Consider the following 17,899-nt stretch of genomic DNA (forward strand, 5'->3'; position numbering starts at 1 on the left):
TACCCATCCCCACCCCAGACCGCAGGAGACAAACGCATGGCCAAGATGCCGTTCGACCAGGAAGCCCTGATCCAGACCCTTGCCGATGCTGGCGCCCAGCAGGGCGAGCAGGCCCGCAAGGCGGTGTACGACGCCACGCTCAAGGCCTTGCAGGGCCGTGAACTCACGCTGCAGAACATCCGCGCCACGCTCAAGGGCATCGCCCAGGCGGTGAGTGCCGGCGCAGCCCGCAACGCCATGCCCGAGGTGGACGTGGAGCACCTGCTGTCGCAGGCGGTCAGCGGCATGGACGACGCGCTGCTGAAGGCGGTGGACGCCAACCGCGTGGCCATGCAGCAGTTCATCGACCAGGGCGTCTCGCTGCAGGACAGCAGCATGAAGAAGGCCGTCGAGACGCTGGAAAAGCTCGAGGACACGATGTTCAAGGCCATCGCCAAGTCGGTGGACGGCGCCAGCGAGCAGCTGGCAGCGCCCTGGGCCCAGGTGCTGGGCAAGCTGCAGGCAGGCGGCACCCACACCGGCACCCAGGCGGCCCAGACGCTGCAGGGCCTGACCGAACAGATGCAGACCGCGATGCGCGACAGCCGCGCCGCCAGCGTGAAGGCGGCCCAGGCTTTTGCGCAGAGCTATGCGGCCATGGTCAGCGGCGTGCTGATCGGCATGTCCGATGCGCTGAAGCAGGGCAGCTCCACGGCCGCGACCGCCGCCAAGAAAACCCGCGCCCGCTGACGGCCTACAAGGTCCACAAGGCCCACCAACGACGACGCCGCCGGCGCTGAAGGCGCGGGCGGCGTCGGTGGGCATGGGCGGCGCGGGCGCCGCGCGGCCTCAGCTGTTGCTGCTGCCGGTCTCGGGCGCGGTGTTGTCCGCCGGGGTGGCGGCAGGCGCGGCGGCCGGCGCTGCGGCGTTGGGGGCGATGCCCGCCTCGGCTTCCTTGCACGAAGGTGCGCAGACGAACTGGGTCTTGCCGAGGAAGCGGCGCGACTTCAGCGAAGAGCGGGTGCGGTGCTTGCCGCACAGGAAACACGACATCGTGGCCGCGCTGAAAACGCCGGTGGAGGCGAACGGCGAGCCCGATGCCTTGCTGCGATAACGCAGCCCGTTGGCGTCGATGGTGGTCTTAACTGCGTCTTTGGCCATGTGCTTGTAAGGGGCGAGGAGGAACGGGGGGCCGGATCAGAGCCGTGAGGCCGAAGCGGGCGATTTCCAGGGCACCGCGGGTGACAAGAGGTGGCGGCTGGCGGACTGACTGACGAGAACTCACCGGGCGGGCCGGCAAGTCCTTTGGGAGTTGCAATTATGCCACGCGTTGTCAGGGCTTGCTGGCGCGGCTGCGGCGTGGCCGGCACCCCGGTTGCAGGCCGGGCTTAAGGCAGGCCTAAGGTCGGGCGGACACAGTTCGATGCAGATTCAGTCCGATCTGGAGGAGGTCCATGGAACCTCTGCTGCATGCCCGTTCAGCCGTTGCCGGCAGTGCCCTGGTGGCACCGCCCACAACCCCGCCCGCCGATTGGCTGGCGCCTGCACGCGGACGCGGGCGGGCGGCCACCCCGTCCATCTCCTGCATCGTGCCTTGCTACAACGAGGCCGAGAACCTGGCCGACCTGTTGCCGCCGTTGATGACCGCGCTGGCCGGCCTCTCGCCGGCCTGGGAGATCGTGCTGGTGGACGACGGCAGCAGCGATGGCACCGCCGAACGCATCGCGCCGTGGACGCTGGCCGGCCCGGTGCGGCTGCTGCAGCTGTCGCGCAACTTCGGCAAGGAGGCGGCGCTCACCGCCGGCCTGCAGGCCGCGGGCGGCGACATCGTCATCGCGATGGACGCCGACCTGCAGCACCCGGTGGAGATGCTGGAGACCTTCATGCGCCACTGGCGCGCCGGTGCCGACGTGGTGTACGCGGTACGCCACGACCGCCACGACGAAGGCTGGTTCAAGCGCCTGGGCGTGCGCGGCTTCTATGCGCTGATGAACGGCGCCAGCCGCTTCCAGGTACCCGAAGGCGCGGGCGATTTCCGCCTGATGGACCGTGCGGTGGTGGACGCGCTGCTGGCACTGCCCGAGCGCAAGCGCTTCCTCAAGGGCTTGTATGCGTGGGTGGGCTTCGAGGCCGTGGCCGTGCCCTACACGCCCGCTGCACGCGCGCATGGCCGCAGCCACTTCAGCGCCTTGCGGCTGGCCGCGCTGGCGATGGACGGGCTCACCTCCTTCACCACCTGGCCGCTGCGGGCGGTGAGCCTGGCGGGCATGGCGCTGGCGCTGGCGGCCTTTGCCTATGGCGCCTTCCTCACCGGCAGCTACTTCGCTTACGGCCATCATGTGAGCGGCTGGACCACCATCGTGGTGAGCCTGATGCTGTTCGCCGGCATCCAGCTGGTGTCGCTGGGCGTGGTGGGCGAGTACGTGGGCCGGGTGTACGAAGAAGTGAAGGCCAGGCCGCTGTACGTGGTCAAGCGGCGCCTGGGCCGCGGGCTGGAAGGCGACCCCCGATGACCACCTTGCACAAGCCGCTGCCGGCCGCCGGCCTGCAGGGCCGGCGCGGGGCCTGGGCAGAAGCCGCCCTGGTCGCGGCCCTGACCTTTGCCTGGCTGGTGGCCACCGCCTGGTGCCGGCCGCTGATGCTGCCCGACGAAGGCCGCTACGTGGGTGTGGCCTGGGAGATGATGCGTTCGGGCGACTGGCTCACGCCCATGCTCAACGGCCTGCCGTTCTTCCACAAGCCGCCGCTGTTCTACTGGCTCACGGCCTCGGCCATGTCGGTGCTGGGCGCCGGGGCCTGGTCGGCGCGCACGGCCTCGGTGCTGGGCGCCACCCTGGGGGCGGTGGCGCTGTTCCTGTTCACCCGCCGCTGGCAGGGCCGTCAGGCCGCTTTCGTCACGCTGGGCGTGCTCCTGGTGCAGCCGCTGTGGTACGTGGGCGGGCAGTTCGCCAACCTCGACATGCTGGTGGCCGGCTGCATCACCGCCTGCACGCTGGCGCTGGCGCATGCGGCGTTGCGGCTGGAAGCGGGCCTGCCCGTGCGGCGCGCCTTGCTCCTGGCCTATGGCCTGGCCGGGCTCGGCCTGCTGGCCAAGGGCTTGATCGGCTTCGTGCTGCCCGGGCTGGTGGTGGTGGCCTGGCTGGTGCTGCGCCAACGCTGGCGCCTGATCCTCGGGCTGCTGTCGTTGCCCGGGCTGCTGCTGATGCTGGCCATCGCCGCGCCGTGGTTCTGGGCCATGGCGCAGCGGCATGAGGGCTTCCTGCACTACTTCTTCGTGGTGCAGCACTTCCAGCGCTTTGCCGGCAGCGGCTTCAACAATGCGCAGCCGTTCTGGTTCTACCCGGTGGTGCTGGCGGTGCTGAGCCTGCCCTGGCTGCTGTGGCTGCGCGCGCCGGTGCGCCAGCGCTTGCCGGCCGATCCGCAGGACATCGGGCTCTTGATGCTGTGCGCCATCGGCGTGGTGTTGCTGTTCTTCTCGCTGCCGCAGTCCAAGCTGGTGGGCTACATCCTGCCCTGCGTGCCGCCGCTGGCCTGGTGGGTGGCGCGCTGCCTGCCCGGCCCGCAGGCGCCGCCGCGCTGGCAGTGGGCCTTGCGGGCCAGCGTGCTGCTGAGCCTGGCGCTCAACTTCACCGCGGTGGGCGTGCTGGCCTTGGACAAGGGCCACACCACGCGGGAGCTGGGCCTGGCGCTGCGCAGCCTGCACCGCGCCGGTGAGCCGGTGGTGATGCTGGGCCAGTACGCCTACGACGTGCCGTTCTATGCCCGCCTGACCGAGCCGGTGTGGGTGGCCGACGACTGGCAAGACCCCGCGGTGCACCGCCGCGACAGCTGGCGCAAGGAGCTGGCCGAGGCCAGCGACTTCGCATCGCCCGCCGCCGCCGCGCACCTGCTGCAGCCGGCCGAGGTGCCGCCGCTGGTGTGCCGCAGCGGCATGGCCTGGGTGATCACCGACACGCCGCGGCCGGGCCGCACACCGCTGCCGGCCTGGCTGGGCGGCGCGACTGCTGTGTTCACCGGCGCGCGGCAGACCTTGTGGCGGCTGGATGCGGCGGGCTCGGCTAGTGCGCTGGGCTGCGGGCAAAGGCCCAGTGCCGGGCCAGCAGGTAGGTCAGCCCCGCCATCAACACCAGCACCAGCGCCAGCCACGCCCCATAGTGCTGGGGCGCCAGCCGCAGCAGCAGCGCATAGCTGAGCTCATTGAGCACGAAGCCCATGCCCGACACCAGCGCGAAGCGCGGCGCCGCCTGGCGAAGCGGGGCGCGATGGCCCGCAAAGGTCAAGCCATGATGGCCGCCGAAGGACACCCCCAGCGCCAGCAGCCAGCCGGCCACGTTGGCCACCAGCGGCGGCCAGCCGGCCCAGGCCACCAGGCCGACGGCGACGCTCCAGTGCACCGCGGCGGCGCTGGCGCCCACGGCCACGAAGAAGGCGGCGCGGCGGCGGGGGCTGTGGTTGAAGGCGGGCGTCATCTGTGCGTGGTGGCCGACGATTTTGGCCTGCATCCGGCGGTGGACGAAGCGGTGGTGCGCCTGGTGGCGCAAGGCCGGGTTCAGGCGGTGTCGGTGATGGCGGCGGCGCCGGCCTGGGCGCGTGATGCAGCCATGCTGCGCGAGGCCGCCAGCGGCCGCGCCGACGTGGGCCTGCACCTGGACCTGACGGCCTTTCCGGTGCAGCCTGCGCTGCGTCGGCCGCTGCCCCATTGGATCGCGGCCACCGCGCTGCGCGCCGTGGACGGGCGCGCCATCGAGCGCGAGATCCAGGAGCAGCTCTGGCGCTTCGAGCAGGCCTGGGGCGGCCCGCCCGACCATGTGGACGGCCACCAGCACGTGCACCAGCTGCCGGTGGTGCGCGAGCGCCTGGTGGCGGTGCTGCAGCAGCGTTATGCCGGCCGGCTGCCCTGGCTGCGCAGCACGCGCCAGCCGCGTGTGCCGGGCGCCGGGCTGGCTGCTTTCAAGCCCTGGGTGATCGAGCAGCTGGGCGCCGCGGCGCTGGCGCGGATGGCGCGCCGGCAGGGCTTTGCGCAGAACGGCCGGTTGCTGGGCGTGTATGGCTTTGATGGCGATGCCGCCAGTTATCTGCAGCGCCTGGCCGGCTGGCTGCGGCTGGCGCAGCCGCGCGACCTGCTGATGTGCCATCCCGCGCTGGCCCAGGTGCCGGGCGATGCCATCGCCAAGGCACGGATGGCGGAGTACCAGGCACTGTCGTCGCCGGCAGTGCCGGCGCTGCTGCAGGCCGCCGGTGTGCGATTGCGGCGGTTGGCCACCGCCTGAGCCTGCAGGCCGTCAACTGAAGCACCAGGCCGCCGCGCCGCTGATGAGCCCGCCCGCCAGCACCCAGCCCGACGAGACCACCACCGTGGCGCCGGCCAGGCGCACCGGCCAGCCTTGCGCCAAGCGGGCGGCGCCGGCCCCGGCCTCTGCCCCGCGTGCCGACCCTGCCAGCCGCCCCCACAGCGAAGGCGCCAGCCACAGCACCGGACCCGCGCCCAGCCAGAAGGCGGCCATCACCACCGCGCCTTCGGCCGGGCCGTTGCCCAGCGCCGCCAGCAGCAGCGCCGACTGCAGCATGCCGCAGGGCAGGGCGATCCAGGCCAGGCCGATGCCGGCCGAGCGCACCGGCCCGCGCACGCGTTGCCAGCCGTCGGGCGTGGTGTTGGACAGGCTGGCGCGCAGCGCCGGCAGCCGGCCGCTGAACAGCAGCCACAGTCCCCACACCAGCAGCGCCGCATGCAGCGCGCTCCACAGCGGCTGCAGCATCGGCGCCAGCTGCGCCCAGCGGCCCAGCGCTGCCATGCTGGCCGCGGCCACCGCGCCGGCGGCGGCATAGCTGGCCAGGCGGCCGGCATGCAGCGCCACCGCATCGCCCCGCCCATGTCGTGCGATGGCGGCGCACACGCTGCCGCACATCAAGCCGCAGTGCGGCGAGCTGGCCAGGCCCAGGGCCAGTGCGCCCGCCAGCAGCGCGCCCAGCGCCATCAGATCACCCGCGAGAACCGCTCACGCTGGCGGTCGGATTGCAGGTGGCGGTCGAACACCATCGCGATGGCGCGCACCACGTACCAGCCGGCCGGCGTCACGGTGATGGCGTCGTCGCTCAGCTCCAGCAGGCCCGCTTCGGCCAGCGGCTGCAGGCGCCGCAGTTCCTCGGAGAAGTACTGCGGCACCTTCACCAGGTGCGCCAGCTCGATGGATTCGAACTCCAGCCGGCCCTGGCACATCAGCGCCATGATCACCGCCCGGCGCAGCAGGTCGTCGCGCGTCAGCGCCAGGCCACGCTCGACCGCGAAGCGGCCCTGGTCCAGCGCGTCGGTCCACACCTGCAGGTCCTTTGCGTTCTGGCTGTAGGTGGCGCCGATGCGGCTGATGGCCGAGGGCCCGAGGCCGATCAGGTCGCAGTCGGGCTGGGTGCTGTAGCCCTGGAAGTTGCGGTGCAGCCGGCCCTGGCGCTTGGCCACCGCCAGCGGGTCGGTGGGGCGGGCGAAGTGGTCCATGCCGATGTACACGTAGCCCGCGTCCAGGAACTGCGCCACCGAGCCTTCCAGCATCTGCACCCGGTCGGCCGCGGCCGGCAGGTCGGCGGCATGGATGCGCCGCTGCGGCTTGAAGCGCTGCGGCAGGTGGGCATAGGCATACAGCGCGATGCGGTCGGGCTGCAGCTCGATCACCTGCGCGATGGTGGTGGCCACGCTCAGCTGCGTCTGGCGGGGCAGCCCGTAGATCAGGTCGACGTTGATGGAGTCGAACTTCAGCGCCCGCGCCGCCTTCATCAGCGCGGCCACGCTCTCCAGCGGCTGTACGCGGTGCACCGCCTGCTGTACCTTGGCATCGAAGTCCTGCACGCCGAAGCTCAGCCGGTTGAAGCCCATCGCACGCAGCGCTGCCAGCCGTGGCTGGTCCACCGTGCGCGGGTCCACCTCGATGGACAGCTCGGCCCCCGGCACGATGCGGAACTGGCTGCGCAGCAGGTCCAGCATCGAGGCCAGCTCGTCGTCGGACAGGAAGGTGGGCGAGCCGCCGCCCAGGTGCACCTGCGACACCGGCTGGCCGCGGCCCAGGGCCTGCGCATGCAGCGCCACCTCGGTGGCCAGGGCCTTCAGGAAGGGGCCTGAACGCTCATGCCGGCGGGTGATGACCTTGTTGCAGGCGCAGTAGTAGCAGACCGATTCGCAGAAGGGCACATGCACGTACAAGGACAGCGGCTGGCCGCCGCCGACGCTGGCTTCGCTGCGCAGGTGCAGCGCATCGGCATGCTCGTCGGGCCCGAAAGCTTCGATGAAGCGATCCGCCGTAGGATAGGACGTGTAGCGCGGGCCGGGCACGTCGAACCGCCGCAGCAGTTCGGTGTCCAGCGGGGCGGTGCGCAGCGGGGTGAGTATCGCGTTCATCACACGCAACTCTGCCGGAGCCTGGCACCGCAGTGCTTGATGTGGCGCAAGTCCATGCAAGGATGGCAGCGCAACAATCGTTGACCTTGCTCAAACCGATTGGCTAAGCAGTGAACAGCCCCCACACCACCACGATCCGAATCGAGCCACTGAAGGTGGCCTGCTCCAGCTGCAACCTGCGTGAGCTGTGCCTGCCGCTGGGCCTGTCGCAGCCCGACCTGGAGCGCCTGGACACGCTGGTCGATGCGCGGCGCTCGGTGCCGCGGGGTGCGGCGCTGTTCCGCGCCGGGGACCCGTTCCACTCGCTGTTCGCGGTGCGCACCGGCTTCTTCAAGACCTGCGTGTCGTCCGAAGACGGGCGCGACCAGGTCACCGGCTTCCAGATGGCGGGTGAGCTGCTGGGCCTGGACGGCATCAGCACCGACCGCCACAGCTGCGACGCGGTGGCGCTGGAGGATTCGCAGGTCTGCGTCATTCCCTTCAGCGACCTCGAAGGCCTGTCGCGCGAGTTCACCGACCTGCAGCGCCAGTTCCACAAGATCATGAGCCGCGAGATCGTGCGCGACCATGGCGTGATGCTGCTGCTGGGCAGCATGCGGGCCGAAGAGCGGCTGGCCGCCTTCCTGGTCAACCTGACGCAGCGGCTGCAGTCGCGTGGCTTCTCGGCCTCGGCCCTGGTGCTGCGCATGACGCGTGAAGAGATCGGCAGCTACCTGGGCCTGAAGCTCGAGACCGTGAGCCGCACCTTCTCCAAGTTCCAGGAAGAAGGCCTGTTGGAAGTCAAGCAGCGCCACATCCGCATCGCCGACCAGGAAGGGCTGCGCAAGCTGGTCAACGGGCCGAACTGCTGATCAGGGGCTCGGCCAGCAGCTGGGTGATGGCGCCTGCCGTCGCCATGGCCGCCCAGAAGATCAGGAAGGTGACGCTGTAGACGGCGTTGTTGCTCCAGCCGATCGGCTCATGGCCGAACCAGGTGAGCGACGCCGGATCGACCACCGCGAACACCAGCATCTCAAGCACGCCGGCCATCACGAAGGCCGGCCAGGCGATCAGCAGCGCCCGCAGCGCGAAGTTCACGGCCGTGCCCCAGCGGTGCCGGCAGGGGTGGACTCAGCCACCGGCTTGGCTTGTGGTGCCTCCACCTGCAACGTGGTCACCGCCCGCGGGATGCGCGACGCCGCCACCTCGGGGTCGGCGCCACGCACCGCGATCACCGCGGTGACGATGCCGGCCACCACCACGGTGGCGGGGCCGCCCATCACCAGCCAGGCGGTGGGCACGCGCCACCAGGGCAGGGTGGGGCGGAGGTCTTGGTGGTTCAGGTTGGGGGTCATGGGGCTACTCCTGCGCGGGCGCTGCCTCAACGCGGCACGATGAAAGTGGACTTCTCGGTGACGTCGGCCGGCGCGCTGCTGCCGGGCTCATTCACCAGATGGAACTGCACCGGATGGGCGCCGCTGCCCAGGCCTTGCGCTGCCTCGGGCGGCAGCTGCACCTGCAGCACGAACCAGCGGGCCTCGGCCGGGGCAAGGGCCAGCGGGCCATGGTCGGCCACCACCGCGCCGGGCAGGCCGGCCACCTGCAGGCGGTAGCGCTGCGGCTCGGCGCTGGCATTCATCAGCTGCAGGCGGTAGACGTTCTCGATGCGGCCGTCTTCGACGATACGGGCCAGCGAGGTACGGTCACGCACCACGTCCACCTTGAGCGGCGAGCGCTGCATCAGGCTGAAGACGAAGGCGCCCGAGATGAGCACCAGCACCGCGCCGTACACCAGCACCCGCGGCCGCGCGATGCGGCGCAGCAGCGTGGCCGGTTGATGGCGGTCCAGGGCCATCGCGTTCTGCGTGGCGTAGCGGATCAGCCCGCGCGGGGTGCGCATCTTGTCCATCACGCCGTTGCAGGCGTCGATGCAGGCGGTGCAGGCGATGCACTCGTACTGCAGGCCGTCGCGGATGTCGATGCCGGTGGGGCACACCTGCACGCACAGGCCGCAGTCGATGCAGTCGCCCACGTTCAGCTTGGCCTTGTCGGCATCGCGGCCATGCTTGCCGCGCGGCTCGCCACGCTGCTGGTCGTAGCTGACGATCAGCGTGTCATGGTCGAACATCGCGCTCTGGAAGCGCGCATACGGGCACATGTACTTGCACACCTGCTCACGCATGAAGCCGGCGTTGCCGTAGGTGGCCAGGCCGTAGAACAGCACCCAAAACCATTCCCAGGGCCCGAAGTCCAGCGTGAAGGCCTCTGCCCACAGCGTGCGGATGGGCGTGAAGTAGCCCACGAAGGTGAAGCCGGTCCACAGCGCGATGGCCAGCCAGGCGGCATGCTTGCCGCCCTTGCGCCACAGCTTCTCGGCCGTCCAGGGGCCGGCGTCCAGCTTCATGCGGGCGCCGCGTTCACCTTCGAACTTGTGTTCCACCCACAGGAAGATTTCGGTGTAGACCGTCTGCGGGCAGGCATAACCGCACCACAGCCGACCGCCCACCGCGGTGAAGAAGAAGAGGCCATAGGCGCTGAGGATCAGCAGCCCGGTGAGGTAGATGAAATCCTGCGGATACAGGATCAGGTCGAACAGGTAGAAGCGCCGCGCGCCCAGGTCGAACAGCACGGCCGGGCGGCCGTTCCAGCTCAGCCAGGGCAGGCCATAGAACAGCAGCTGGGTGAACCACACCATCACCCAGCGCCATGAGGCGAACCAGCCCTTGACCGACCGCGGGTAAACCTTCTTGTGGCTTTCGTACAGCCACACCACGCGCGCGGACTTGGCGGCCGCGCCCGGTGTGCCCGTGGGGCCGGCCGGCTGGATCGGCGATGCAGACATGCAGGGCTCAGGGAGCGGACTTGGCCACGGTCGAGCCCTGCGACAGGCTCCACACGTAGGCCGCCAGCACGTTGATCTGTTCCGGGCTCAGGCGCTGGCCATGGGCCGGCATCACGTTGGTCTTGCCGTTGTTCACCATCGCGGTGATGGCGGCTTCACCATAGCCGTGCAGCCAGGTCTTGTCGCTGAGGTTGGGTGCGCCCAGCGCCTGGTTGCCCTGGCCCTTGGCACCGTGGCAGGCCGCGCAGGCGCTGAACTTCTCGCGGCCCAGGTGGGCGGCGATCGGGTCGTGCGGCGCACCCGACAGGCTGAGCACGTACTGCGCCACGTTGTGCACGTCGGTCGAGCTGCCCACCGCGGCGGCCATCGGGGGCATCATCCCTTGGCGGCCGTTGGTGATGGTCTCGACGATGCGCTCGGGCGTGCCGCCCCACAGCCAGTCGTGGTCGGTCAGGTTCGGAAAGCCCTTGCTGCCGCGGGCATCGGCGCCGTGGCAGGCCGCGCAGTTGTTGGCGAAGAGGCGCTCGCCGATGGCCATGGCCTTGCTGTCACGCGCCAGTTCCTCGGCCGGCTTGCCGTTGAAGGCGGCGTACACCGGCGCCGCGGCATCGCGGGCCTTGGCCTTTTCCGCGTCCAGCTGGCCGGTGCTGGACCAGCCCAGCGTGCCCTTGCTGCTGCCCAGGCCCGGGTAGCTGGCCAGGTAGATGGCGGCGAACACCACGGTGATGACGAACAGCCACATCCACCAGCGCGGCAGCGGGTTGTTCAGCTCCACCAGGTCTTCGTCCCACACGTGGCCGGTGGTGTTGTCGTCGGCCATCACGCGGCGGCGTGCGGCGATGAACAGCAGGGCCAGGCAGGCCAGCAGGCCGACGATGGTGACGGCGGCCACGTAGATCGACCAGCCGCTGTGGATGAAGTCGCTCATGAGCCACTCCCTTCGGCACGCGGCTCGGTGCCACGCATCTCTTCGTTGAAGGGCAGCAGCGCGGCCTCGTCCAGCGCCCGGCGGCGGCTGGGCAGCCACACCCACACGGCCAGTGCCAGGAAGAGGACCAGGCTGCACAGCGTCACGGCGCTGCGGAGAACATTGATGTCCATGATGTGCCTTGCGATTACTTGACGTGCGTGCCCATCACCTGCAGGTACGCCACCAGGGCGTCCAGCTCGGTGCGGCCCTTGACGGACTCGGCGGCCCCGGCGATGTCTTCGTCGGTGTAGGGCACGCCCAGGCTGCGCAGCGTCTTCAGGTGGGTGGGCAGCGTGGCGGCATCCACCGCGGTGCGTTCCAGCCAGGGGTAGGCGGGCATGTTCGATTCAGGCACCAGGTCGCGCGGGTTGTTCAGGTGCACGCGGTGCCATTCGTCGCTGTACTTGCTGCCCACGCGGGCCAGGTCGGGGCCGGTGCGCTTGCTGCCCCACTGGAAGGGGTGGTCGTACACGAACTCACCGGCCTGGCTGGGCGCGCCGTAGCGCAGCGTCTCGGCCAGCAGCGGCCGGATCATCTGCGAGTGGCAGTTGTAGCAACCCTCGCGGGTGTAGACGTCACGGCCCGCCAGCTGCAGCGCGGTGTAGGGCTTCAGGCCCTCGGCCGGCTGCGTGGTGCTGCGCTGGAAGAACAGCGGCACGATCTCGACCATGCCGCCGACGGCCACCGTCAGCAGGATCAGCACGATCATCAGGAAGTTGCTGGTTTCGATGCGCTGGTGGCCGCGCGCTTGTGTGTCATGGCTCATGGTTGTGTTCCTCAGGCGCGGACGAGTTGCGGTGCATAGGCCACCACGCGCTGGCCGCTGCGCACGGTCATCACCACGTTCCAGGCCATCACGCCCATGCCGGCCAGGTAGAGCAGGCCGCCGGCCAGGCGCACCACGTAGAAGGGGAAGGTGGCCTTGACGCTCTCGACGAAGGTGTAGACCAGCGTGCCGTCGGGGTTGACCGCGCGCCACATCAGGCCCTGCATCACGCCAGCGATCCACATCGCGGCGATGTAGAGCACGATGCCCAGCGTGGCGATCCAGAAGTGCAGCTCGATGGCGGCCACGCTGTGCATCTGGCGGCGGCCGTACAGCCGCGGGATCAGGTGGTACAGCGAGCCCATCGAGATCAGCCCCACCCAGCCCAGCGCGCCGGAGTGCACGTGGCCGATGGTCCAGTCGGTGTAGTGCGACAGCGCGTTCACCGTCTTGATGGACATCATCGGGCCCTCGAAGGTGGACATGCCGTAGAACGACAGCGCCACGATCAGGAACTTGAGGATGGGGTCGTCACGCAGCTTGTGCCAGGCACCGCTGAGCGTCATCACGCCGTTGATCATGCCGCCCCAGCTGGGCGCCAGCAGCACCAGCGAGAACACCATGCCCACGCTTTGTGCCCAGTCGGGCAGCGCGGTGTAGTGCAGGTGGTGCGGGCCCGCCCACATGTAGGTGAAGATCAGGGCCCAGAAGTGCACGATGGACAGGCGGTAGCTGTACACCGGGCGCTCGGCCTGCTTGGGGATGTAGTAGTACATCATCCCCAGGAAGCCCGCGGTCAGGAAGAAGCCCACCGCGTTATGGCCGTACCACCACTGCACCATCGCGTCCTGCACGCCGGCGTAGGCCGAGTAGCTCTTCATCATGCCGGCCGGCAGCGCCGCGCTGTTGACGATGTGCAGCAGCGCCACCGCGATGATGAAGGCCCCGAAGAACCAGTTGGCCACGTAGATGTGGCGCACCTTGCGGATGCCGATGGTGCCGAAGAACACCACCGCGTAGGCCACCCACACCACCGCGATCAGGATGTCGATCGGCCATTCCAGCTCTGCGTATTCCTTGCCCTGGGTGAAGCCCATGGGCAGCGAGATGGCCGCGGCCAGGATGACCAGCTGCCAGCCCCAGAAGGTGAACTTGGCCAGCCAGGGCAGGAACAGCGGCGTCTGGCAGGTGCGCTGCACCACGTGGTAGCTGGTGGCAAACAGGGCGCAGCCGCCGAAGGCGAAGATCACCGCATTGGTATGCAGCGGGCGCAACCGGCCGTAGCTGAGCCACGGAATGCCGAAGTTGAGTTCAGGCCAGGTGAGCTGGGCGGCGATGAACACACCCACCGCCATGCCCACCACACCCCACAGCACCGCTGCGAGCGCAAAGCCGCGCACGGCGTCGTCGGTGTAGGCCACCGTGTTGTTTGAGACTGGATTGGCAGCCATCGGCCGCCTCCTTTCCGAGCTTGTGACAGGACACTCGGATTGTTTGGAAAAGGCCCTCAGCGGGCCTTGATGCGGATCAAGCGGGGCCTGCTCCGCGGGAACTGACGGGAGCTTCCACGCCTTCTTGCAGGATGTCTTCGCCCGCGCGCTGCAGGTCGTCGAACTGGCCGCCGAACAAGGCCCAGGCGAACGCCCCCATGATGCCCAGCACCAGCAAGGCAGACAGCGGGATCAGCAGGTACAGGATGTCCATGCGCTCAAACTTGTCTAGACGAGTGGCGGGCCAGCCTCAGCGAGTTGCCGATGACCACCAACGAGCTGATGGCCATGCCCAGGCCCGAGGCCCAGGGCGGCAGCAGCCCGGCCAGCGCCAGCGGCACGCAGGCGGCGTTGTACACACCGGCCCACACCATGTTCTGCCGCACCACGCGCAGCATGCGCTGCGCCAGCCGGCGGGCGTCGGCCACATCGGCCAGGCGGTTGGACACCACCACCGCATCGGCATGGCTGCGGGTGACCAGCGCGCCTTCGCCCATGGCCAATGACACATCCGCCTGCGCCAGCACCGGCGCATCGTTGATGCCGTCGCCCAGCATGGCCACGCGCTGGCCGCCCTGCTGGGCTCGGCGCAGCAGGGCCAGCTTGTCCTGCGGCTGCAGGCCGCCGTGCGCGCCGTCCAGCTTCAGGCGTGTGGCCAGGGCCGCGGCGCGCTCGGGCGAATCGCCCGACAGCAGCGTGATGCGCACGCCGTCGGCCTGTAGCTGGCGCGCCGCCTCGGCGGTACCGGGGCGCAGCTGTTCCGCCAGCACGAAGCAGGCAAGTGCGCGGCCCTCGCAGCCCAGCCACACCTGCGGGCCTTCAGGCGCGCCACCGACGGTGGACAGCGGAACGGCCTCGGCCGCAGACACGAAGGCCTGCGAGCCCAGGCGCCAGGTGCGGCCTTGCGCATCGCGCGCCTGCAGGCCGCGGCCAGGTTCTTCCTGGATGGCCTGCCAGCCGAAGGCGGCGTCTGGCGCCTGGGCATCGGCGGCCAGCGCGCACGAAAGCGGATGGCTGGACCAGCCGGCGAGCAAGGCCGCGCGCTGGTGCAAGGCTTCAGCCGGGCCGAAGTGGCGCGCCGCCTGCTGCCAGTGCACCGCGCTGCAGCGCAGCTGGCCTTCGGTCAGGGTGCCGGTCTTGTCGACGAACAGTTGGCGCACGCTGGCCAGGGCTTCCAGCGCGTCCAGCCGGCGCATCAGCACGCCGCGGCGCGCCAGTGCGCCGGTGGCCGCCAGCACGGCCGAAGGCGCGGCCAGCGACAGCGCGCAGGGGCAGGTGACGATGAGCACCGACACCGCCACCCACACTGCGCGTTCGGGCTCGATGAACCACCAGGCCAGCGCGGCGCCGGCCGCCAGCAGCAGCACCACCGCCAAAAAGGGCCCGGCCCAGCGATCGGCCGCGCGCGCCAGCGTGGGCCGCTGCGACAAGGCCTGGCGCATCAGCGCCACGATGGCCTCGTGCCGGGTGTCGGCACCCACGCGTTCCACCCGCATTTCCACCGGCGCCTGCAGGTTCAGGCTGCCGGCCACCACCGCGTCGCCCGGCTGCTTGGGCACCGGGCGCGATTCGCCGGTGAGCAGCGCCTCGTCGGCCTGGGTGCTGCCGCGGGTGAGCACGCCATCGGCCGCGAAGGCCTGGCCGGTCGGCACCCGCAGCACGTCGCCCGGCGCCACGCGCTGGGCGCTCACGGTCTCGGTGCTGCCATCGGCGCGCACGCGCAGCACGCTGGCGGGCAATTGGCCCAGCGTGGTTTCCAGCGATTCAGCCGCGCGGTGGCGGGCCGCCATCTCCAGCCAGCGCCCGCCCAGCAGGAAGCTGATGAACATGGCGATGGAGTCGAAGTACACCTCGTGCCCGAACACGCCGCCTGGCTGGAAGGCCGCGCCGCTGCTGGCCACGAAGGCCACCGCGACGCCGATGGACACAGGCAGGTCCATGCCGATGCGGCCCTGGCGCAGCGCACGCCAGGCGCCCGAGAAGAAGGGCAGGGCCGAGAACCACAGCACCGGCAGCGTGAGCAGCCAGCTGGCCCAGTCGAGCAGCTGCTTGAGGTCGGGCGCCAGCTCGCCGGGGCCGGCGAAGTAGGCGGGCGCGGCCATCATCATGATCTGCATGGAGCAGAAGGCCGCGACGAACAGCCGCCAGGTGGCACTGCGCCGCTCGGCCTGGCGCTGCGCGCGGGCGCCGGCCGCGGTGTCGGGCGCCGCGGTGTAGCCGGCGCGCTGCACCGCCGCCACCAGGTCCGAAGCGCGGGTGCGGCCCGCGTCCCAGCGCACCGTGGCGCGCTGCGCGGCGCCGTTCACGCTGGCCGACAGCACGCCCGGCACGCCGCGCAGCGCCTGTTCGATCAGGCCCGCGCAGCTGCCGCAATGCAGCCCACCCAGCGCCAGCGCCGACTCGGCCACCTGCCGCCCGGCCGCGTCGGCGCTGAAGGAGGTGAAGCCCCGCAGTTCCAGCGGATCGTCCAGCAAGGCAAGGGGCGGTGCCGCAGCGCGCACCGGCGCCGCAGCCAGGGCGGCTTCGGTCATGGGGGGAATCTAGGGCGCCAGCGGCGGAGGCGCCATGACGTGGATCAAGCGCGGCGAGGGGTGCACGGGGCGCCATGGGCCTCGCTTACAGTCGTAACAAAACGCGTTGCCACCCGGCGCGGGGTTCGCGCCATCACGAGAGAAGGACGTCATGGGCTACAAGGGACCGCTGAAACTCGTCACCCCCCACGAATTTCGTGCCCGCACTTCGCTGGCGCTGAGTGCGCGCAGCGGCACCACGCTGGCGATGGACAAGGCCTACGACGCCTATTACGCCCACAGGTCGAGCGAAAACGCCGATGCCTTGTACGAGGCGCTCAAGGCCTACCGCGCAGCCCACGGCCGGTACTGGAACGAGTGCGAACGCGATGTGGTCAGTGGCGGCCTGCTTTCGTACCTCTTCGAGGAGGTCAATCCGAACAAGCTATCAGCGGCGAAGGCAGCCGAGCTGGACCGCCGTGCGGCGGACCGCATCCGGAACATCGAGATCCCCAGCGCGCGCCTGGGGGTGCTGTACTTCCTGGCCAACATCAAGGTGGAACTCGACCCGTTCACCTCGGTGGTCGAGTCCGTGTCGGCTGCCGCCGGCGTGGTGGGGGTGGGCCTGACCACGGACATCAGCAAGACCACCAGCGCTGCCGATGGCACCCGCGCCGTGTTCACTGCGCCCGTCATGGGAACGGCGGTAAAGGCGGAGCAGCTGGCCCTGGCGGGCAAGGTGGCGATGCATGCGGGCAAGGCCATCGTCAACGTGGGCCAGTCCCCCTCGGCACCGCCGCAGCCGCAACCCCGGTCGCAGTACCTGCCCACCACCTCGGCGGCGCTGTTCGCGCTGTCAAGCTCGCTGTCCAGCAACCTCGACGCGGGGCGCTACCTGCGCATGGCCGGTACGGTTGCGCTGGCAGCCCCCGTGACCCTGGGCGCGCTGGCCGTCGACGCCGTGCGCCAACTCTGGGACAAGGTCTGGGGCGCGCTCAGCCAGGTGGGCCAGGCGATCCAGCGCGCCTGGTACCGCAAGGGCGACCTGGAGGCCGCTCGCTACCTGGGCATGCTGGTGAAGGCCGCCGTCAGGGTGGCCGCCGACCTGGTGATGAAGAACGCGGTCCCGTTCCTTGGCGGTGCGGTCGACGTGGCCACCGGCCTGGCCCGCTCCATCGGCGACGCCTGCAGCCGCGTGCGATCCTGGTTGGATCGCCGGCACCTGGACCTGCAGGCGGGCCACCCGGCCCAGATCGCCAACGCCATCGAGTCGCAGATGAGCAAGGGCGTCTTCCGCGGTCTGGCCGAGGCGCTGGTCGGTGCGGCCAAGGCCGCCATCAGCGTGTTCCTGCCCGGGCTGGGCAGCCTGGTCTCGGTCATCATCGGGGCGGTCGACTGGATGGTGCGCATCGTGTCGCGCCTGCTGGAGCAATCGGCCATCCAGCGCTTCCTGGAGGATGCACGGCGCCTGTACGTGCTCGAGAAAAAGCAGGTGCAACAGGTGGATGGCGTGTATGCCGGCTCCAAGGACAGCCACAGGCTGATCAACAACAGCGCGCGCTTCGGCGCCTTTTTCCAGCGCGGCTGCGAGGCCAGCCCACTGATTCCGATGCTGACGCTGAACTCCGGCCTGGCTGGCAACTGGATGACGCTGCTCAACCTGTTCACCGACGACGCCAGTCCGCGGATGAAGGCCAATTCTGGCGAACAGGTGCTGAAGGCAGACGACTACTTCGGCCGCCTGAAGCGCCACGGCGTCGACTACATGCGCCAGAGCGGCTTCCGCTTCATGCCGCTGATAAGCCACGACACGCTGATGCAGGGCTACCTGAAACACGCCACCGGCGGTGGCCAGATGCAGGGGGAGAGCCTGTTGGGCAGTGTGGAGGCGCTCGCGCGGGCGTGAGGGTGGCTGGCACGAGCCGGCCAGCGCCGCCAAAAGGAAGGGGCCGCATGCTGCGGCCCCTCTTACTCGGCAG

General features: G+C 70.1%; 18 protein-coding genes and 1 pseudogene. 6 read left to right on the plus strand and 13 right to left on the minus strand.

Translation table 11 applies throughout. The annotated features are described in order from the left end of the window. Nucleotides 1–36 precede the first annotated feature (36 nt). Nucleotides 37–729, plus strand: a complete 693-nt coding sequence (locus tag MW290_RS20480) for a DUF6781 family protein (RefSeq protein ID WP_250199526.1) — start codon at nt 37–39, stop codon at nt 727–729. A gap of 99 nt (nt 730–828) precedes the next feature. Here MW290_RS20480 and MW290_RS20485 read toward each other — a convergent pair whose 3' ends face one another. Continuing rightward, complete coding sequence (locus MW290_RS20485; RefSeq protein ID WP_250199527.1) at nt 829–1,140, minus strand: hypothetical protein; 312 nt, start codon at nt 1,138–1,140, stop codon at nt 829–831. 293 nt (nt 1,141–1,433) lie between these two features. Between MW290_RS20485 and MW290_RS20490 the strand changes: the two genes are divergently transcribed. Beyond that, entirely contained in the window at nt 1,434–2,492 is a 1,059-nt protein-coding gene (locus tag MW290_RS20490) for a glycosyltransferase family 2 protein (RefSeq protein ID WP_250199528.1), read from the plus strand. Next, nucleotides 2,489–4,171 carry a glycosyltransferase family 39 protein gene (locus tag MW290_RS33300; protein WP_375142930.1) on the plus strand — a complete coding sequence of 561 codons (1,683 nt, stop codon included), beginning with the start codon at nt 2,489–2,491 and terminating at the stop codon, nt 4,169–4,171. The genes MW290_RS20490 and MW290_RS33300 overlap by 4 nt, the downstream gene beginning before the upstream one ends. Here MW290_RS33300 and MW290_RS20500 read toward each other — a convergent pair. Then, nucleotides 4,119–4,481: pseudogene (locus MW290_RS20500) on the minus strand (GtrA family protein); the annotation flags it as partial. The gene MW290_RS33300 and the pseudogene MW290_RS20500 sit on opposite strands and share 53 nt — an antisense overlap. Here MW290_RS20500 and MW290_RS20510 point away from each other — a divergent pair. After that, nucleotides 4,458–5,249: a ChbG/HpnK family deacetylase gene (locus MW290_RS20510; RefSeq protein WP_259373497.1), complete on the plus strand. Its 792-nt coding sequence runs from the start codon at nt 4,458–4,460 to the stop codon at nt 5,247–5,249. The pseudogene MW290_RS20500 and the gene MW290_RS20510 sit on opposite strands and share 24 nt — an antisense overlap. A 12-nt stretch (nt 5,250–5,261) precedes the next feature. On the opposite strand, the gene MW290_RS20515 is transcribed toward MW290_RS20510, so the two are convergent. Together MW290_RS20515 and hemN are read right to left on the minus strand one after the other, a co-directional pair. Beyond that, nucleotides 5,262–5,954 carry a sulfite exporter TauE/SafE family protein gene (locus MW290_RS20515; RefSeq protein WP_250199530.1) on the minus strand — a complete coding sequence of 231 codons (693 nt, stop codon included), beginning with the start codon at nt 5,952–5,954 and terminating at the stop codon, nt 5,262–5,264. Then, nucleotides 5,954–7,363, minus strand: a complete 1,410-nt coding sequence (gene hemN / locus MW290_RS20520) for an oxygen-independent coproporphyrinogen III oxidase (RefSeq protein ID WP_250199531.1) — start codon at nt 7,361–7,363, stop codon at nt 5,954–5,956. The genes MW290_RS20515 and hemN overlap by 1 nt, the downstream gene beginning before the upstream one ends. A 110-nt stretch (nt 7,364–7,473) precedes the next feature. Between hemN and fnr the strand changes: the two genes are divergently transcribed. After that, nucleotides 7,474–8,214 carry a fumarate/nitrate reduction transcriptional regulator Fnr gene (gene fnr / locus MW290_RS20525; protein ID WP_250199532.1) on the plus strand — a complete coding sequence of 247 codons (741 nt, stop codon included), beginning with the start codon at nt 7,474–7,476 and terminating at the stop codon, nt 8,212–8,214. Here fnr and MW290_RS20530 read toward each other — a convergent pair. The 9 genes from MW290_RS20530 to MW290_RS20570 form a co-directional block, all read right to left on the minus strand. Then, nucleotides 8,195–8,440: a hypothetical protein gene (locus MW290_RS20530; RefSeq protein WP_250199533.1), complete on the minus strand. Its 246-nt coding sequence runs from the start codon at nt 8,438–8,440 to the stop codon at nt 8,195–8,197. The two genes, fnr and MW290_RS20530, sit on opposite strands and share 20 nt — an antisense overlap. Further along, nucleotides 8,437–8,697 carry a hypothetical protein gene (locus MW290_RS20535; RefSeq protein ID WP_250199534.1) on the minus strand — a complete coding sequence of 87 codons (261 nt, stop codon included), beginning with the start codon at nt 8,695–8,697 and terminating at the stop codon, nt 8,437–8,439. Before MW290_RS20535 ends, MW290_RS20530 begins: the two co-directional genes overlap by 4 nt. A 26-nt stretch (nt 8,698–8,723) precedes the next feature. Further along, nucleotides 8,724–10,184, minus strand: coding sequence for a cytochrome c oxidase accessory protein CcoG (ccoG, locus tag MW290_RS20540; protein ID WP_250199535.1), 1,461 nt, complete (start codon nt 10,182–10,184; stop codon nt 8,724–8,726). Between the two features lie 7 nt (nt 10,185–10,191). Next, nucleotides 10,192–11,112 (minus strand): cytochrome-c oxidase, cbb3-type subunit III, encoded by a 921-nt coding sequence (gene ccoP, locus MW290_RS20545; RefSeq protein WP_250199536.1) that lies wholly within the window; start codon nt 11,110–11,112, stop codon nt 10,192–10,194. Next, nucleotides 11,109–11,285: a cbb3-type cytochrome oxidase subunit 3 gene (locus MW290_RS20550; protein WP_250199537.1), complete on the minus strand. Its 177-nt coding sequence runs from the start codon at nt 11,283–11,285 to the stop codon at nt 11,109–11,111. The genes ccoP and MW290_RS20550 overlap by 4 nt, the downstream gene beginning before the upstream one ends. 14 nt (nt 11,286–11,299) lie before the next feature. Further along, a complete protein-coding gene (ccoO, locus tag MW290_RS20555; protein ID WP_250199538.1) occupies nt 11,300–11,920 on the minus strand; it encodes a cytochrome-c oxidase, cbb3-type subunit II in 621 nt (206 codons plus the stop codon). An 11-nt stretch (nt 11,921–11,931) separates the two neighbouring features. After that, nucleotides 11,932–13,371 carry a cytochrome-c oxidase, cbb3-type subunit I gene (gene ccoN, locus MW290_RS20560; RefSeq protein ID WP_250199539.1) on the minus strand — a complete coding sequence of 480 codons (1,440 nt, stop codon included), beginning with the start codon at nt 13,369–13,371 and terminating at the stop codon, nt 11,932–11,934. Between the two features lie 76 nt (nt 13,372–13,447). After that, nucleotides 13,448–13,624 carry a cbb3-type cytochrome oxidase assembly protein CcoS gene (gene ccoS, locus MW290_RS20565; protein ID WP_250199540.1) on the minus strand — a complete coding sequence of 59 codons (177 nt, stop codon included), beginning with the start codon at nt 13,622–13,624 and terminating at the stop codon, nt 13,448–13,450. Between the two features lie 4 nt (nt 13,625–13,628). Beyond that, entirely contained in the window at nt 13,629–15,941 is a 2,313-nt protein-coding gene (locus tag MW290_RS20570; protein ID WP_250199541.1) for a heavy metal translocating P-type ATPase, read from the minus strand. Between the two features lie 151 nt (nt 15,942–16,092). Here MW290_RS20570 and MW290_RS20575 point away from each other — a divergent pair, with 151 nt between their 5' ends. After that, nucleotides 16,093–17,826, plus strand: coding sequence for a hypothetical protein (locus MW290_RS20575; protein ID WP_250199542.1), 1,734 nt, complete (start codon nt 16,093–16,095; stop codon nt 17,824–17,826). Nucleotides 17,827–17,899: the final 73 nt, after the last annotated feature.

Source organism: Aquincola tertiaricarbonis, from assembly GCF_023573145.1.
GTDB lineage: Bacteria > Pseudomonadota > Gammaproteobacteria > Burkholderiales > Burkholderiaceae_C > Aquincola > Aquincola tertiaricarbonis_B.

Bases quoted from the DNA above. Each gene is read 5' to 3' on its own strand.
- MW290_RS20535 (WP_250199534.1), bottom strand. From the start codon at position 8,697: ATGACCCCCAACCTGAACCACCAAGACCTCCGCCCCACCCTGCCCTGG.
- MW290_RS20515 (WP_250199530.1), bottom strand. From the start codon at position 5,954: ATGGCGCTGGGCGCGCTGCTGGCGGGCGCACTGGCCCTGGGCCTGGCC.
- ccoO (WP_250199538.1), bottom strand. From the start codon at position 11,920: ATGAGCCATGACACACAAGCGCGCGGCCACCAGCGCATCGAAACCAGC.
- ccoG (WP_250199535.1), bottom strand. From the start codon at position 10,184: ATGTCTGCATCGCCGATCCAGCCGGCCGGCCCCACGGGCACACCGGGC.
- ccoN (WP_250199539.1), bottom strand. From the start codon at position 13,371: ATGGCTGCCAATCCAGTCTCAAACAACACGGTGGCCTACACCGACGAC.
- MW290_RS20480 (WP_250199526.1), top strand. From the start codon at position 37: ATGGCCAAGATGCCGTTCGACCAGGAAGCCCTGATCCAGACCCTTGCC.
- MW290_RS20485 (WP_250199527.1), bottom strand. From the start codon at position 1,140: ATGGCCAAAGACGCAGTTAAGACCACCATCGACGCCAACGGGCTGCGT.
- MW290_RS33300 (WP_375142930.1), top strand. From the start codon at position 2,489: ATGACCACCTTGCACAAGCCGCTGCCGGCCGCCGGCCTGCAGGGCCGG.
- MW290_RS20490 (WP_250199528.1), top strand. From the start codon at position 1,434: ATGGAACCTCTGCTGCATGCCCGTTCAGCCGTTGCCGGCAGTGCCCTG.
- MW290_RS20550 (WP_250199537.1), bottom strand. From the start codon at position 11,285: ATGGACATCAATGTTCTCCGCAGCGCCGTGACGCTGTGCAGCCTGGTC.
- MW290_RS20575 (WP_250199542.1), top strand. From the start codon at position 16,093: ATGGGCTACAAGGGACCGCTGAAACTCGTCACCCCCCACGAATTTCGT.
- ccoP (WP_250199536.1), bottom strand. From the start codon at position 11,112: ATGAGCGACTTCATCCACAGCGGCTGGTCGATCTACGTGGCCGCCGTC.
- ccoS (WP_250199540.1), bottom strand. From the start codon at position 13,624: ATGGACATCCTGTACCTGCTGATCCCGCTGTCTGCCTTGCTGGTGCTG.
- hemN (WP_250199531.1), bottom strand. From the start codon at position 7,363: ATGAACGCGATACTCACCCCGCTGCGCACCGCCCCGCTGGACACCGAA.
- MW290_RS20570 (WP_250199541.1), bottom strand. From the start codon at position 15,941: ATGACCGAAGCCGCCCTGGCTGCGGCGCCGGTGCGCGCTGCGGCACCG.